The sequence below is a fragment of the Streptomyces sp. NPDC018263 genome, assembly GCF_055562575.1.
In genome coordinates, this window is sequence record NZ_JBVHFA010000003.1 from 437725 (window position 1) to 453507 (window position 15783).

At 70.0% G+C, this 15783-nt stretch carries 13 protein-coding genes; 6 read left to right on the forward strand and 7 right to left on the reverse strand.

Annotated elements, in window-relative coordinates; all coding sequences use genetic code 11:
* Positions 1–3: 3 nt before the first annotated feature.
* The 6 genes from yidC (at position 4) to ACZ3HQ_RS11150 (ending at position 5934) form a co-directional block, all read left to right on the forward strand.
* A complete protein-coding gene (gene yidC, locus ACZ3HQ_RS11125; protein WP_467509566.1) occupies positions 4–1293 on the forward strand; it encodes a membrane protein insertase YidC in 1290 nt (429 codons plus the stop codon).
* 15 nt (positions 1294–1308) lie between these two features.
* Positions 1309–1821 (forward strand): Jag family protein, encoded by a 513-nt coding sequence (locus tag ACZ3HQ_RS11130; RefSeq protein WP_350900818.1) that lies wholly within the window; start codon positions 1309–1311, stop codon positions 1819–1821.
* Between the two features lie 117 nt (positions 1822–1938).
* The gene (rsmG, locus tag ACZ3HQ_RS11135; RefSeq protein WP_467509568.1) at positions 1939–2655 is read left to right on the forward strand and encodes a 16S rRNA (guanine(527)-N(7))-methyltransferase RsmG; all 717 of its coding nucleotides are present in this window, start codon (positions 1939–1941) and stop codon (positions 2653–2655) included.
* Positions 2656–2975: 320 nt separating this feature from the next.
* Entirely contained in the window at positions 2976–4049 is a 1074-nt protein-coding gene (locus ACZ3HQ_RS11140) for a ParA family protein (protein ID WP_161187262.1), read from the forward strand.
* The gene (locus ACZ3HQ_RS11145; RefSeq protein ID WP_467509570.1) at positions 4046–5140 is read left to right on the forward strand and encodes a ParB/RepB/Spo0J family partition protein; all 1095 of its coding nucleotides are present in this window, start codon (positions 4046–4048) and stop codon (positions 5138–5140) included. The genes ACZ3HQ_RS11140 and ACZ3HQ_RS11145 overlap by 4 nt, the downstream gene beginning before the upstream one ends.
* A gap of 176 nt (positions 5141–5316) precedes the next feature.
* Entirely contained in the window at positions 5317–5934 is a 618-nt protein-coding gene (locus ACZ3HQ_RS11150; protein ID WP_467509572.1) for a GNAT family N-acetyltransferase, read from the forward strand.
* Between the two features lie 89 nt (positions 5935–6023).
* Here the strand turns inward: ACZ3HQ_RS11150 and trxA are convergent, their stop codons facing one another.
* From trxA to ACZ3HQ_RS11185, 7 genes are all read right to left on the reverse strand, one after another.
* Complete coding sequence (trxA, locus tag ACZ3HQ_RS11155; protein WP_161187265.1) at positions 6024–6356, reverse strand: thioredoxin; 333 nt, start codon at positions 6354–6356, stop codon at positions 6024–6026.
* Between the two features lie 43 nt (positions 6357–6399).
* A complete protein-coding gene (gene trxB / locus ACZ3HQ_RS11160; RefSeq protein WP_030806039.1) occupies positions 6400–7371 on the reverse strand; it encodes a thioredoxin-disulfide reductase in 972 nt (323 codons plus the stop codon).
* A 171-nt stretch (positions 7372–7542) separates the two neighbouring features.
* Positions 7543–8433 carry an anti-sigma factor family protein gene (locus tag ACZ3HQ_RS11165; RefSeq protein WP_467509574.1) on the reverse strand — a complete coding sequence of 297 codons (891 nt, stop codon included), beginning with the start codon at positions 8431–8433 and terminating at the stop codon, positions 7543–7545.
* Positions 8430–9158 carry an RNA polymerase sigma factor SigM gene (sigM, locus tag ACZ3HQ_RS11170; protein ID WP_467509576.1) on the reverse strand — a complete coding sequence of 243 codons (729 nt, stop codon included), beginning with the start codon at positions 9156–9158 and terminating at the stop codon, positions 8430–8432. Before sigM ends, ACZ3HQ_RS11165 begins: the two co-directional genes overlap by 4 nt.
* Positions 9159–9184: 26 nt before the next feature.
* Positions 9185–10903 (reverse strand): protein kinase family protein, encoded by a 1719-nt coding sequence (locus ACZ3HQ_RS11175; protein ID WP_467509578.1) that lies wholly within the window; start codon positions 10901–10903, stop codon positions 9185–9187.
* Between the two features lie 118 nt (positions 10904–11021).
* Complete coding sequence (gene murJ, locus ACZ3HQ_RS11180; protein ID WP_467509580.1) at positions 11022–13316, reverse strand: murein biosynthesis integral membrane protein MurJ; 2295 nt, start codon at positions 13314–13316, stop codon at positions 11022–11024.
* 46 nt (positions 13317–13362) lie between these two features.
* Positions 13363–15735: a DUF6049 family protein gene (locus ACZ3HQ_RS11185; RefSeq protein WP_467509582.1), complete on the reverse strand. Its 2373-nt coding sequence runs from the start codon at positions 15733–15735 to the stop codon at positions 13363–13365.
* Between the last annotated feature and the right edge of the window lie 48 nt (positions 15736–15783).

Consider the following 15783-nt stretch of genomic DNA (forward strand, 5'->3'; position numbering starts at 1 on the left):
TTAGTGGACACGATTGCCAGCTTCTTCAGCTTCATCACGACACCCGTCTCCTGGGTCATCGTCCAGTTCCACACGGTGTACGGGGCCATCTTCGGCCCGGACACGGGTTGGGCCTGGGGCCTGTCCATCGTGTCCCTGGTGGTACTGATCCGCATCTGCCTGATCCCGCTCTTCGTGAAGCAGATCAAGGCGACGCGCGCGATGCAGACGCTCCAGCCGGAGATGAAGAAGATCCAGGAGCGCTACAAGAACGACAAGCAGCGCCAGTCCGAAGAGATGATGAAGCTGTACAAGGAGTCGGGTACCAACCCGCTCTCCTCGTGCCTTCCCATCCTGGCGCAGTCGCCGTTCTTCTTCGCCCTGTACCACGTGCTCAACGGCATCGCGTCGGGCAAGACCATCGGCGTCATCAACGACTCGCTGCTGGAGAGCGCCCGTAAGGCCCACATCTTCGGTGCCCCGCTCGCGGCGAAGTTCAAGGACAACGCCGACACGCTGGCCGCGCTGCACGCCACCGTCACCGATGTGCGGGTCGTCACCGCCATCATGATCGTCCTCATGTCGGCGTCGCAGTTCTACACGCAGCGCCAGCTTATGACGAAGAACGTCGACACCTCGGTGAAGACCCCGTTCATGCAGCAGCAGAAGATGCTGATGTACGTCTTCCCGATCATGTTCGCCGTCTTCGGCATCAACTTCCCGGTCGGTGTCCTCGTCTACTGGCTGACCACCAACGTGTGGACCATGGGCCAGCAGATGTACGTCATCCGCAACAACCCGACTCCGGGCTCCAAGGCGCAGGCCGCCTACCTGGAGCGTCTGACCGGTCACGTCACGCACCACGGCAAGGTCCGCAGCCGCAGCGCTCGGGTGATCGTCAAGGCGATCGTCGCCAAGGGCCGCGACCGCAACGAAGCCGAGCGGAAGTTCATCAACTCCCTCACCAAGGCCGGTCTCACCGCCCAGGCCGACGGCAACGTGGTCAAGAGCGACAGCCAGGCCGTCGCCCAGACCGAGGACGGCACGCCCATCGCGGCCGCCGGCGCCCCGCGCCGTCAGCAGCCCAAGCGGCAGAGCAAGTCCCAGCGCCAGTCGGGACCGAAGCAGTCGCACGAGGACGAGCCGGCCGATGAACCCACCTCCTCGCCCTCGCTGACCAAGTCCGAGGAGCCGCAGGACGCCAAGCCCGCGCCTCCCAAGCAGACTCCGAAGCCCGGTTCCGGCACCCGCAGCAAGGCCCAGTCCGGGCAGCGCAAGGGTGGCCAGCGGCCCAAGTCCCCGTCCAAGAAGTAAGAAGGAGCCCATCCCGTGACGGAAGGCACCACCACCGCCGCCGCCGAGGGTGCAGACACCCTCACCCGCCTGGAGCAGGAGGGTGAGATCGCTGCGGACTACCTCGAGGGTCTGCTGGACATCGCCGATCTCGACGGCGACATCGACATGGACGTGGAGGCCGACCGCGCCTCCGTCTCGATCATCAGCGACGCGCCGGGCCGCGACCTGCAGAAGCTGGTCGGCCGGGACGGCGAGGTGCTGGAGGCCCTCCAGGAGCTGACGCGCCTGGCCGTGCACCGCGAGACCGGTGACCGCAGCCGGCTGATGCTGGACATCGCGGGCTACCGGGCGCAGAAGCGCACCGAGCTGGCCGAGCTGGGCGCCAAGGCGGCGGCCGAGGTCAAGAGCTCCGGTGAGCCGGTCAAGCTCAAGCCGATGACCCCGTTCGAGCGTAAGGTCGTCCACGACGCGATCAAGGGCGCGGGACTGCGCAGCGAGTCCGAGGGCGAGGAGCCCCAGCGGTTCGTCGTCGTGCTGCCCGCCTGATCGGCCCCATGGTTCCATCGGCCCCGTCTGACCAACAGACGGGGCCGAACTTTGTCAGCCTGGTAGTTCTGAGGGCCGGTGCGTGAAGCACCGGCGCGGTACGGAAGGACGGTCCCCGTGACGGAGGCAGCGGAGCTTCCCCCCGCGCCCGAACAGGCGCGGGAAGTGTTTGGCGATCGCTTCGACGATGCGGTCCGCTATGCGGAGCTGCTGGCCGAGGCAGGCGTTCAGCGTGGCCTGATCGGTCCGCGGGAGGTGCCCCGGCTGTGGGAGCGGCACCTGCTGAACTGCGCGGTACTCTCCGAGGCCGTTCCCGAGGGGGTGACGGTGTGCGATGTCGGCTCGGGTGCGGGACTGCCGGGCATTCCGCTGGCCCTGGTCCGGGACGACCTGAACATCACCCTGCTGGAGCCGCTGCTGCGGCGCACCACGTTCCTCACCGAGGTCGTGGAGCTGCTGGGCCTGGATCACGTCACCGTGGTCCGTGGGCGCGCGGAGGAGATGCTGGGCAAGGTGCCGCCGGTCCATGTGGTGACCGCGCGCGCCGTGGCCCCGCTCGACCGCCTGGCCACCTGGGGCATCCCGCTGCTGCGGCCCTACGGCGAGATGCTGGCGCTCAAGGGTGACACCGCGGAGGAGGAGCTGAAGGCGGCGTCCACCGCGCTCAGCAAGCTCGGCGCGGTCGCCACCTCCGTGCTCCACGTGGGCGAGGGGGTGGTGGACCCGCTGTCCACCGTGGTCCGGGTGGAGGTCGGCGAGAGCCCCGGCGGCGTCCGCTTCGCCGCCAAGCGAGCCAAGGCGGCCCGGACGAGCCGGACGCGGCGGCGTCGCTGAGTTGTGGAGGGTGCGCCTTCGGCTGACGCCGGGGGCGCATTTTTCTTGCCCTGGTGTGCTGGGGGCTTCAGCAAGCCGCCTCGGCCGGGCTAGTCGGCGGTTCGGGTCGGAGTGTCGCGGAGCACCCGTCCTCGTGGCTGTGCATCGTGTTTCACGTGAAACGTCGCTCCTTGCTGCACGGCATCATCAGTCGCGGTCGCGCCGCGGCAGAACCCCTCGACCGGCGCCCTCTGGGTTCACTCGGAGGGGTACCGAAGTTGTCCACAGAGGTGGACTTCTCCACAGAAGGACAGGGCTCACTGGTTCACGCCCCCGAAGGCATGGGAGGCTCTGTTCATTGCGAGCCTGTAGTCGAGGAGAGTGAATCCTTGCGGTCCGACGCCAACATCGCGGGACCGATGACCGATCCGGTCCCCGGTCCCCGTACCGAATCGAGGGGGACGGATGTTTCACGTGAAACACCGCCTCCGATGGACGACACTCCCATCGGTCGTGCGGCCCAAGTGGCGGTCGACGCCCTGGGCCGTGCCGCAGAAGGCATGCCGAGGCCGGAGGAGACCCGAGTCATCGTGGTCGCCAACCAGAAGGGCGGCGTCGGCAAGACCACGACGACCGTCAATCTGGCCGCCTCCCTCGCGCTGCACGGCGGCCGGGTCCTGGTGATCGACCTGGACCCGCAGGGAAACGCCTCCACGGCACTGGGGATCGACCACCACGCGGAAGTTCCCTCCATCTACGACGTGCTGGTGGACAGTCGGCCCCTGGCCGAGGTCGTCCAGCCCGTGCCCGATGTCGAGGGTCTCTTCTGCGCTCCCGCCACGATCGACCTCGCCGGCGCGGAGATCGAGCTGGTCTCCCTGGTGGCTCGCGAGAGCCGGCTGGAGCGCGCCATCCAGGCGTATGAGCAGCCGTTGGACTACATCCTCATCGACTGCCCGCCGTCGCTGGGCCTGCTGACGGTCAACGCGCTCGTGGCCGGCCAGGAAGTCCTCATCCCGATCCAGTGCGAGTACTACGCGCTGGAGGGCCTGGGCCAACTCCTGCGCAACGTCGACCTGGTGCGGGGCCACCTCAACCAGTCCCTGCATGTGTCGACGATCCTGCTCACCATGTACGACGGCCGGACCCGCCTCGCCTCCCAGGTCGCGGAAGAGGTGCGCACCCACTTCGGCGACGAGGTGCTGCGGACGAGCATTCCCCGCTCGGTCCGTATCTCCGAGGCGCCGAGCTACGGGCAGACGGTGCTGACCTACGATCCAGGATCGAGCGGGGCGCTCTCCTACCTTGAGGCCGCCCGAGAGATCGCGCTGAGGGGCGTGGGGGTCAGCTATGACCCGACCCAGGCCCACCTCGGCACCCAGAACGACCCGAACATGGTGGAGGGGATGCAGTGAGTGAACGACGAAGGGGGCTGGGCCGAGGACTTGGCGCACTGATCCCCGCAGCACCGACCGAGAAGATCCCGGCTTCGGCCGTGCTGGGTGGCGGTTCGTCCGCCGCCTCGGCATCGGGTCCGGCTCTGTCGCCCGACCGCAGGCCCACCGGCATCGGCCGGGGCGGCGCCCTGCCGTCGGCGGCTCCGGAGCCTGAGGAAGCCCCGGCGAGTTCGGCCGACGAGCGGCCCGCATCGCCCGCCGGTGCCTACTTCGCCGAGCTGCCGCTCGACTCCATCACGCCGAACCCCCGCCAGCCGCGCGAGGTCTTCGACGAGGACGCGCTCAACGAACTGGTCATCTCCATCAAGGAGGTCGGCCTGCTCCAGCCCGTGGTCGTACGGGAACTGGGCGACGATCGCTATGAACTGATCATGGGTGAGCGCCGTCTGCGCGCCAGCCGTGAGGCGGAGCTGGAGTCCATTCCGGCGATCGTCCGTGCCACGGACGACGAGAAGCTGCTGCTGGACGCCCTGCTGGAGAACCTGCACCGCGCGCAGTTGAACCCGCTGGAAGAGGCGCACGCCTACGACCAGTTGCTCAAGGACTTCAACTGCACCCACGACCAGTTGGCCGACCGGATCGGGCGCTCTCGGCCGCAGATCTCCAACACCCTGCGGCTGTTGAAGCTTTCGGCGACCGTGCAGAAGAGGGTCGCCGCGGGCGTGCTCTCGGCCGGTCACGCGCGGGCGTTGCTGTCCGTGGAGGACTCCGAGGAGCAGGACCGGCTGGCGCACCGCATCGTGGCCGAGGGGCTGTCGGTGCGGGCGGTCGAGGAGATCGTGACCCTGATGGGCTCCCGCCCCCAGCGGACCCAGCGCGCCAAGGGTCCTCGGGCCGGCGCCCTGGTCTCCCCGGCGCTGAGTGATCTGGCGACCCGGCTCTCCGACCGGTTCGAGACCCGGGTGAAGGTCGACCTCGGTCAGAAGAAGGGCAAGATCACCGTCGAGTTCGCCTCGGTGGACGATCTGGAGCGCATCCTCGGCACCCTGGCTCCGGGGGAGGGGCCGATCCTGCCGAAGGGGCTCCAGGAGGACGACTCCGAGGAGTAGGGCTACGCCAGGAGGCCGACAGCGAGGCCGCCCGCAGCGAGGCCGCACGAGCGGGCCGTGTCCGGTGTGTACCGGAACACGGTCCGCTCTTTGCTTTGCGCCGGTATCTAGGCAATCCCATCGTGGATACGATGCGAGCGGATGTGACCCGGCGAAGGAAGCGAGGAACGTCTTTCATGGGGCGTCGGCTCGTACCGCTCACGCTGGACAATCTCAAGGATCTCCCCCAGCGGTGTCGTTCCTGCGTGTTCTGGGAACTGGACCCGGTCACCGGGGAGGCCGCGGTGCGCGAGGGCACTGCGGAGGTGGAGAAGGAGTCCTGGATCTCCGCCGTCCTGCTGGACTGGGGCTCCTGCGGCCGGGTCGCCTATGTGGACGACGTACCGGTCGGCTTCGTGCTCTACGCCCCGGCGGCCTATGTGCCGCGTGCCACGGCGTTCCCCACGAGCCCGGTCTCGCCGGACGCCGTTCAGCTCATCACGTCGTTCATCATGCCCGGCTACCAGGGGCAGGGACTGGGGCGGATGCTGGTGCAGGCGGTTGCCAAGGATCTGCTGCGCCGGAACTTCAAGGCCATCGAGGCGTTCGGCGACACCCGCTGGAAAGAGCCCGCCTGTCTGCTGCCGGCCGACCATCTTCTGGCTGTCGGCTTCAAGACGGTGCGCCAGCACTCCCGGCACCCCCGGCTCCGTCTGGAACTGCGTTCCACGCTGTCCTGGAAGGAAGACGTCGAGATGGCCCTCGACCGACTGCTGGGCGCCGTGCACAAGGAGCCGGCGCTACGGCCGCTGTGACGGTCCGGGCAGGCTCAGGATCACGGACATGACGAAGGGGCCGACCCTGATGGGCCGGCCCCTTCGTGAGCCATGTTTCACGTGAAACGTCAGCCGGAGATGAAGTCGTCCAGGTCGCGGACGAGCGCCGCCTTCGGCTTGGCGCCGACGATCGTCTTGACGACCTCGCCGCCCTGGTAGACGTTCAGCGTCGGGATGGACATGACGCCGTACTTGGCGGCCGTGGCCGGGTTCTCGTCAATGTTCAGCTTGACGATCTGGATCTTGTCGCCGTGCTCGGCGGCGATGGCCTCCAGGGACGGGGCGATCTGGCGGCACGGACCGCACCACTCGGCCCAGAAGTCCACCAGGACGGGCTTGTCGCTCTTGAGGACATCCTCGTCGAAGGAGTCGTCAGTCGTTTTCTTCACGGTGCCGGCCACAGCGGGCTCCTCACTTGATCATTCGGTGGGGGAAGGGGGTAAGTCAGACGGCGGTCTTCTCGGGCTCGGCGTGGCCGCCCTCGTCCAGCAGGGACGCGAGGTAGCGCTCGGCGTCCAGGGCCGAGGCACAGCCGGTGCCGGCCGCGGTGATCGCCTGGCGGTAGGTGTGGTCGACCACGTCACCCGCGGCGAAGACGCCGGGCAGGTTGGTCCGGGTGGAGGGCGCCTCGACCTTGAGGTAGCCCTCCGCATCCAGGTCGAGCTGGCCCTTGAACAGCTCGGTGCGCGGGTCGTGGCCGATGGCGATGAACAGACCCGTGACGGGCAGGTCGGACAGTTCGCCGGTCTTGAGGTTGCGCAGCTTCAGCCCGGTGAGCTTCTGCTCGCCCAGGATCTCGACGACCTCGCTGTCCCAGGCGAACTTGATCTTCGGGTCGTTGAAGGCGCGCTCCTGCATCGCCTTGGAGGCGCGCAGGGTGTCCCGACGGTGGATGATGGTCACCGACTTGGCGAACCGGGAGAGGAAGGTCGCCTCCTCCATCGCGGTGTCGCCGCCGCCGATCACGGCGATGTCCTGGTCCCGGAAGAAGAAGCCGTCACAGGTGGCGCACCACGAGACGCCACGTCCGGACAACGCGTCCTCGTTGGGCAGCGCGAGCTTGCGGTGCTGGGAGCCGGTGGCGACGATGACCGCCTTGGCCCGGTGGACCGTGCCCGCGGTGTCGGTGACGGTCTTCACGTCGCCGGTCAGGTCGACGGAGACGATGTCGTCCGGCAGCAGTTCGGCGCCGAAGCGCTCGGCCTGCGCCCGCATGTTGTCCATCAGCTCGGGGCCCATGATGCCGTTGGGGAAGCCCGGAAAGTTCTCCACCTCGGTGGTGTTCATCAGCGCGCCACCGGCGGTGACGGCACCCTCGAACACCAGGGGCTTCAGGGACGCACGCGCGGTGTACAGCGCCGCCGTGTAGCCCGCGGGCCCGGAGCCGATGATGATCACATTACGGACGTCGCTCACGGCTTGGTTCCTCGTCTCTGGTCTGTGTCGGCCGACCGGTGGGAGCCCCTGCCGGGACTCTCACACCACCCAACCGATCCTAAGGGGCGCACATTCCCCTGATGTCCGGCCACGCGACGGGTCACACCGTGCGGGCGGGGACAGGCGGGCGGAGACGACGCCCGCGCCATATCAAGAACGGACGAGAGTCTGCTTCAGGAGCACACTTCCGGCGGCCGCGGTCCGCTTGGACGTACAGGAGGCGTCGACCACATAGGCCGTGACGCGCTTGCTGTCGGCCTTGTCGGGCACTACGAGGAGGTAGGCGCTCTTGTCTGCGTAGGTGCCGCTCTTCGCTCCCAGAACCGTTTCACCGGAGCGGAGCGCTCGCCGGACGCAGTCGGGCACCGGCACCTCGGACTGGATCAGCGTGTTCGCGCTCTGCGCAGGCCCCGAGGGCGCCAGGTCCGTCTCCGCGTCCTGCTGCGGGCGCTGACTGCCCCGCTGTAGCCCCTCCCTGGCGGTGAGCAGGTCCGACACCTGGCTCTTCACACTCGCCCCGGAGAACATGCCGACGGCGGACGCGGCCGTGCTCTGCGCCGCCTTGTCGGACGCGTTGTTGCCGCCGAGGGACTGCACGAGCAGGGAGCCGGCTCCGAGGACGGCGGCGGTGAGCACGGCGCCCAGCGCGGCTGTCCGGCGACGACTCCTAGAGCGCTCTTTCCGGCCGGGGCCGGTGGTGGCGCGAGAGAGCTTGGCGGGGCGGTCCGGTGCGGTCGGTGTTTCACGTGAAACATGACGGCCGGGGCTTCCCGGGTCCGCCTGCTCGGTCCTCCCCGCTGCCTCGGCGGCGAGGGCGGCGTCTATCCGGTCCGCGATGTCGGCGGGCATCGGGGGCACGTCCGGGACGTCACCCAGCAACCCCTGGATCTCCGTCAGCGCCGCGTGGACCTCGGCGCACGTCTCGCAGCCCTCCAGGTGGCGCCGCAGTTCCGCGCTGCGGGGCGGCGGGAGGAGCCCCTCGGCCAGGTCGGAGATCTCGGCGACGTCCGGGTGTCCGGTCGTGTCCGTCGAGGACGTCATGCTCGCCCACCTCCGCCCTTCACGACGGCTGAACCATTCGGCCCGGAGTCTTCGGTTCCCTCGCCCGCAGATCCTGTCGGAGGTGGGACGGATGCCCCGTGCACCCGGTTCCGTCCCGCCACGGGTTCTTTTCCACCGTCGCCGGCGGCGCCCGGCCGCAGATGGGTGAGCAGGGGGAGGAGTCTGGCCCGCCCCCGTGCGCAGCGGCTCTTCACCGTCCCTGTGGGCACGTCCAGGACCCGGGCGGCCTCGGCGACGGGGTAGCCCTGCATGTCCACCAGGACCAGCGCGGCCCGCTGTTCGGCGGGAAGGGTACCGAGAGCCTCCAGGAGCTGGCGGTGGAGGTCGTTGCGCTCCGCCGGGGCGGAGGCGGACTCGTGCGGCTCCAGGAGTTGTTCCAGGCGCTCGGGGTCGTCGACGGGCGCGGTCTTCCGCGAGGCGGCCTTGCGGATGCGGTCCAGACAGGCGTTCACCGTGATCCGGTGCAGCCAGGTCGTGACGGCCGACTGCCCCCGGAAGGTGTGCGCGGCCCGGTACGCCGACACCAGCGCGTCCTGCACCGCGTCGGCGGCCTCCTCCCGGTCCCCCAGCGTCCGCAGCGCGACCGCCCACAGCCGGTCCCGGTGCCTCCGCACGATCTCCGCGAAGGCATCCGGGTCACCCTGCACATGCCGGGCGAGCAGATCCTCGTCCCGAACCTCGCCGTACCGACTGGCGCCTGCCATCGTCCCCCTCCGTGTCGGACGGGACGTCAGCCCGTGAAATGGACTTCGGTGATGGCCTGCTTGTAGCCAGCGCCCGAGTAGGTGGCCGCGTCGGGGCCGGACATGGGAACGGCCGTCAGCCAGACCAGGACGTACCGCGCCTTCACCGGCTTGCTCGGCTTCACCGTGGCGGTGGTGCCCGTGGTGGTGCTGCTGCCGGCCTTGTGCATCGAGTCCAGCGACACGGGTGCCGAGTCGGAGGTGTAGAGGTCGACCGTGGTGTGGTCGCCGGAGTAGCGCAGTCCGACCGTGGCGGCGTCGACGTCCGTTGCCGAGCCGAGGTCGTAGACGATGCCCACGCCCGGCTTCAGGGGGGCGATCTCGGGACCGCTGTTGAAGGTCTTGGTCCGCCAGGCCGTCGACGTGTCCCCGTCGTAGGTCTTGGCGACGTCGGCCGGGTGCTGGGCGCCACCCGCGGCGACGAACTCCTGGGCACTCTGGATCTTCACCGGCTGCGGTGCCGCCTTGGCCGCGCCCTTGTCGCCGTCGTCCTGCGTCTGCGTGGTGTTGGTGTCGTCGGAGTTCTTGCCGCGGTCCATCAGGGCGTCCGCGAGCTGCCAGCTTCCGAGGCCGAGCGCGGCGATGAGGAGGGCGGAGACCGCCCACTTCAGGGCCTTGCCGGTGCGGCTCTGGAGCGGGGCCGGCGGGGGCACGACGGGCTGGGCGCCGCCCGCGTGCGCCGAGGGACGGCCGTAGGTGCCCTGCTGGTAGGTCGTCCGCTGGTACTCCGGGGGACCACTGAACGCGGGCTCCGGCGGCCGCACACGCGGCATCTCACTGATTGCTTTGACCAGCTCCTCCGGCGTCGTGCACGCGGCCTCGTGCCGGGAGGCGGTCGCGCCGTCGTTGACGAGCGCGCGCATCGCCAGCTCGGACAGCCCCCGGTGGATTCCGGCTCGCACCTGGTCGGGCGCGATGAGGCCGATGTCCTTGGGCAGGCCGGCCAGCCCGTAGGCGTCGCTCTCGTAGGGCCAGCGCTGCGTCAGCGCCGCGTACAGCAGGGCGCCGATCGCCTCGGTGTCCGTGCGCTGCGGTGTGTCGGAGCCGACCCCGCGCAGGGCGGCGTTCACGGCGAGGCCGCGGATGCGCCACTGTCCGGAGGACGTGCGCAGCACCGCGTTCGGGTTCAGCCGCAGATGGGAGAGGCCCTCGCGGTGGGCGGCGGCCATGGCGGCCGCGACCTGACTGACCATCTGGTAGGCGTCGTGCGGCTCCAGCGGCCCGGACGCGAGCAGGGCGGTCAGCTCGGTGGCGTCGGGCAGCCACTCATGGACGACGTAGACGAGGTCGTTCTCCTCGACCGCGTCGAGGACCTGGACGAAGCGCGGGTCACCGAGCAGCGCCGCCGAACGGGCGGCTGCCAGCACGGCACGGGCGCGTACATGGTCGGCGGGCAGGATGTGCACACCGACGGCACGGCGAAGTTTCTCGTCGACCGCACGCCAACTGCTGAATCCGTCCAGACGGGTGACGCACTCCTCCAGGCGGTAGCGCCTGGCGAGCTTGTGACCGCTGTGCAACTCGGTGGACGAGGACGCCCTGCCGGACTCCTCCGCGCCGCCTCTCCCCTGCGTCTGGTCGATGTCCGTGTCCCGCTCCGGGTTTTTGGCCACCCCGTCGGCCGTGGCCTGATCCGCCTTGGCGGTCAGCGGCTCGTCACCGCTGTTGTCTGCCACGTCGACGGCAGCCGTGCTGCGTTCCGCCACCGTCGTCCCTGCCTCCCCATCCGTTGCACGCTGTCCGACGCCGAAACCAATTGTGCCCACAGTCCGCCGCTATGCACGACACGCAGAGGGGGACGATGGTTGTGCGACTACCCCCGCCTCAGCGCCCCAGACGCCCGCGCACCATGCCCACGAGCGAGTTGAGCTCGTCGATCCGCATGCGGCGCGCGGCCACGAAGAAGACTCCGAGCAGTACCGCCCCACCTGCCACCAGGGCCACGAGAGAGCCGAAGACGCCCTGTCCCAGGGAGTGTCCGATGCCGTAGCAGGCCGCGCCGCTGAGCAGTGCCGCCGGGATCGAGGCGATCGCCAGGCGGGCGTACGTCCGCAGCACCCGGGAGCCGTCCAGGTCGCCGCCCAGCCGCTTGCGCAACCGGCGCCACGCGACACCGACGCCGATGGCGTAGGAGAGGCCGTACACGGCCGCCATGCCCGCGACCGCCCAGCGGGACGGGAGCAGGAAGTAGCAGAGCGCGGAGGCGCCGGCGTTGACCGCCGCCACGATGACCGTGTTGTAGAAGGGGGTCCGGGTGTCTTCGTACGCGTAGAAGGCGCGCAGGACGACGTACTGCACCGAGTACGGGATCAGGCCGAGGCCGAAGGCCATCAGCATGAAGCCCATATTGGTGGCCGAGCTGGTGCCGGAGGAGCCGAAGATCAGCGTGCACATCGGGATGCCGAGCGAGACGAAACCGAAGGCGATGGGCACGATGGCCACCGCCGTGGTGCGCAGGCCCTGCGAGATGTCGTCGCGGACGGCGCCGCCGTCGCCCTCGGCGGCCGAGCGCGACAGACGCGGCAGCAGCGCGGCCATGAGGGACACGGTGATGATGGCCTGCGGCAGACCCCAGATGAGCTGGGCGTTGGCGTAGGCGGCGAAGCCGGTGCCCTTGACCCCGGAGTCCTTGCCGGCTGCGGTGGAGAGCTGGGTGACGACCATGGCGCCCGCCTGGTTGGCGAGCACGAACAGTACCGTCCACTTGGCGAGCATCGCGGCCTTGCCCAGGCCGTGCCCCCGCCAGTCGAACCGGAGCCGGATACGGAAGCCGGTCTCGCGCAGGTACGGGATCATCGCCAGGGCCTGCACCACGAGGCCGAGCAGGATGCCGATGCCGAGGAGCCGCTGGCCCTCCGGCGGGATGTTGTCGACGGTCATGTGGGAGTCGGCCGCGGAGCCGTAGACCCACAGGAACATGCCGAGCGTCACGATGATGACGATGTTGTTCAGGACCGGGGTCCACATCATCGCGCCGAACTTGCCTCGCGCGTTGAGGATCTGACCCATCACCACGTGGATGCCCATGAAGAAGATCGAGGGCAGGAAGTAGCGGGTGAAGGTGACCGCCACCTGGTTGGCCGCCGCGTCGGAGGCGATCGGGTCGGACAGCACCCGCACCAGGTACGGCGCGCCGAGCATCGTCAGCGCGGTCAGCGCGGCGAGCGCGACCATGACGACGGTCAGCAGCCGGTTGGCGAAGGATTCGCCGCCGTCCTCGTCCTCCTTCATCGACCGGACGAGCTGGGGCACGAAGACCGAGTTGAGGCCGCCGCCGACGGTCAGGATGTAGATCATCGTCGGCAACTGGTAGGCGACCTGGAAGGAGTCGCCGAGGACGCCGAGGCCCAGCGCCGCGACGATCATCGCGGAGCGCACGAAGCCGGTGAGGCGCGACACCATCGTGCCCGCGGCCATGACGGCACTGGAGCTGAGCAGCCCGGAGGCGCGCCCCTTCGCCGGGGCCGGAGCCGGTGGCGCAGAGGTCTCCACGGGACCGGAGGGGCCGGCCGGGGCGGGTACGGGTGGCTGCACGGCGTTCCCGGAGGCTGCCTGGTACGGGTTTCCGCCGCCGTGCGCGGCGCTCTGGACCTGGGGCGGCGGGAAGGAGCCTCCGGCGCCCTGGCCCGCGCGGGCGGAGCCGGTGGCGCCGCTGTGCTGCTGGTCCCGCAGCAGGTGCGCGAACGCGTCCGGCTCGTGGTACTCCTCACCGGAGTGCGAGACCAGGTCGTCCACGCCCACGAACTGGGTCGTGCGCGGGTGGTCGCCGTAGGGCAGGTGCTGGGTGGCGTCGCCCTCCGGCTCGGGCGCCGGAGTCTGGGCCCACACGCGGGGGTCGGGGGAGTACGAGGACTGCGACGGCGGGGCGTAGAGCGGCTGGCGCGGCTCGTAGCTGCCCGGAGGGGGCGGCGGATGCGCGGCGCGGTCGTAGAGCGCCTCGGCGACCGGGTCCTGGGCGGAGAGGTCCCGCGCCCGGTAGGGGTCCTGGTCGTAGGCGTCCTGGAGGTACATGTCCGCCGCGGGCTGCGGCGGCTCCTGGCCGGGCTCGGGCGGGGTCTCGGGCCCATGGCCCGAGTCGGCGGCGTCCCGGCCGCGGTCACCGTCGTACGGCGCGTTCATGGTTACCCCACCTCATCGTCCCTGGCCACACGGGCCGCGGCGTCGCTCAACGGTCCACTCTCTCACCCGTGCCGGACGGGTCGGCGCTTTCCGGTGCGGTGTCCGGTGCAGGGTCACCCGGCTGGTCCGGCCCGGCTGCCCCGGCGGGGGAACCGGACTCCTCGGAAAGACGGTCCCCGGCGTCGTCCGGGTTCCCGGAGCCGTCGCCGGAGTCCGCCTCCGCCTCGTCCGGGCCCTCCTCCTCGGCCTGGCGGGCGGCCGCGCGCTTGCGCTGGGTGTACATCCGGAAGCCGGCGAGGACCAGCAGCAGCACTCCGCCGCCGATCACCAGCATGACGGTGGGCGTGACCTCGGTGACCTTCACGTCGAAGCTGACGGGGTCGCCGTACTCCTGGCCGTCCTCGGTGTAGAGCTGGGCGAGGACGGTGGCCCGGCCGTTGGCGTTGGCCGAGGTGGTGAACTTCACCGACTGGCTGTGGCCGCCGGAGACCTCGACGGGCTGTTCGTCGTACGCCTTGCCGCCGATCTTCAGCCGGGTCGGCTGGGTCGAGCTGAGCCGCAGGTACAGGTGGCCGACGGGCTGGACCAGGTTGTTCTGCACGGTGACCGGGATGGTGGCGCTGCGCCCGGAGAGCTTGGTCTCCGACTTGTCGATCAGCTTGACCTGGCCGCCGAGGTTGTCGAGGTAGCTCAGCACGTCCGCGCGGAAGCCGTCCGCCTTGGCGGCCTGCCCCCGCCACGACGTGGACATCCCGCGGTTTATGGCCAGACCGAACGGCGTGACCACACGGGACTGGTCGGTGAGGATCACCTGGAAGTTGTCGAGCTTGTCCTGCGTGTCCGCGATCTGCTCGAAGGCACTCCTCGGCAGTTCCTGCTTGCGCAGCGACGAGGGGTAGGCCGACGTGGAGGGGATGCGCGTGGTGGCGTCCGGGTCGGGCTTGGCGCTGGCGGCGCCGGTGAGGGTGTCGGGCTCAGACCAGTTGCCGTCCTGGAGCGCCTTCACGGCGGTGGCCATCGCCTGCGCCTGGCTGGCGGTCGGCATGCGCTGCGGAGCGACCACGATGCTGCGCTGCTCGTCCTTCTGCACATTGGCCTCAAGGCTCTGCGCGAGGAACTGCTGCACCGCGAGCGTGGAGGAGTCCGCCTTGGTGAGGTCGCCCTCGAAGGCCGTGGACATCCGGGCGTCCGCGACGACCGCGGTGGTGCCGCCGCCGATGGGGCGTGCGGCGGACGGCGTGTAGGGCAGCCCGGTGGACTCCCGCAGGCTGTCGCTGCGGGCGATCACCCGGTCGGCACCGGCGGAGGTGGCCACCTTGATGATCGAGGGGTCCACGGCGCCCTCCACGGGCCACGCGAAGTCCGTGCTCGGCGTGACGTGGAGCACGGTCTTCACCGTGAGGGCCGCGACATCGGTGGCGTCCTTGAGGTGGCTGAGCGAGCCGGTGACGCTGGTGCCGGTGTGGGCGAGCGAGGCGAGGTCCGGGTCGGCGAACGGCAGCGCGACGACCTCCTTGCCCGCCACGGCCTGCTGGAGGCCGGCCAGCCACTGCTTGGCGGTGTCCTGGTTCTCGCGCGAGCCGGCCTTGGTGCTGCCGTCGGGCTGCTGGACCCGGTAACCGTTCGCCATGGCGTCCACCGCGGCCAGCAGGTCCGGGTCGATCACCCAGGTGACATCGAGATCGCGGCCCAGGTTCATCATCTGCGCCAGGCGGCCGCCGGGGGCGATCTCCTTGGCCAGCTCGTCGTCCTGGAAGACGGGGGTCTGCCGTTCTCCGGCACCCGTGCGGGCCGTCATGTGGACGGAGGAGAGCAGCGGCCACATGAACGTCGTCCGGCTCTTGGTGTCGGCCTCGGACGACTGCCAGGGCAGGAAGGTCCGCTCGATGCCGAGCATCCGGTCCCACGGCCGCGCCGAAGTCTTGCCGGACACGGAGACGCCGAACGAGTAGACGCCGTCCTTGCCGAGGTTCAGCTCGTCCACCGGGACGGAGATGCTGAAGTGCTCGGCGACGCCCGGAACCAGCTTGCTGAACTTCTCCGTGTACTTGCCGCCCAGTTCGTCGCCGGTGCCGCCACGGAGATCGTTGGGGTGCCGGGCGATGCCGTCGACCGCGGAGCGGGTGTTCAGCAGGGGGCCCACTCGCAGGCCGACGTGGGCGCCGGACACGGTCTGACTGCCGTTGTTGATCACGGTGCCGGACACGGTCAGCGTGTCGTCCTCGGTGGGCGCGCTGGGCGTCATCGTGTCCAACGCCACGGACACCGAGTCCGCCGGCGCCGCCTGCGCGGGTTCGGCCGCGGTCAACTGGAGCAGACCGGCCAGCAGCGGTGCGCCCGCCAGCAGCGCTCCGGCGCGCCGCAGTCGGCGGCGGGCAGGAGAGGCACTGGGCCCCTGGATTTCAGCCGCGTCGGCCACGCGCTAGCCCGTCCCTCGTCGTCGTCATCAGTGGTCGTCGGAATGTGC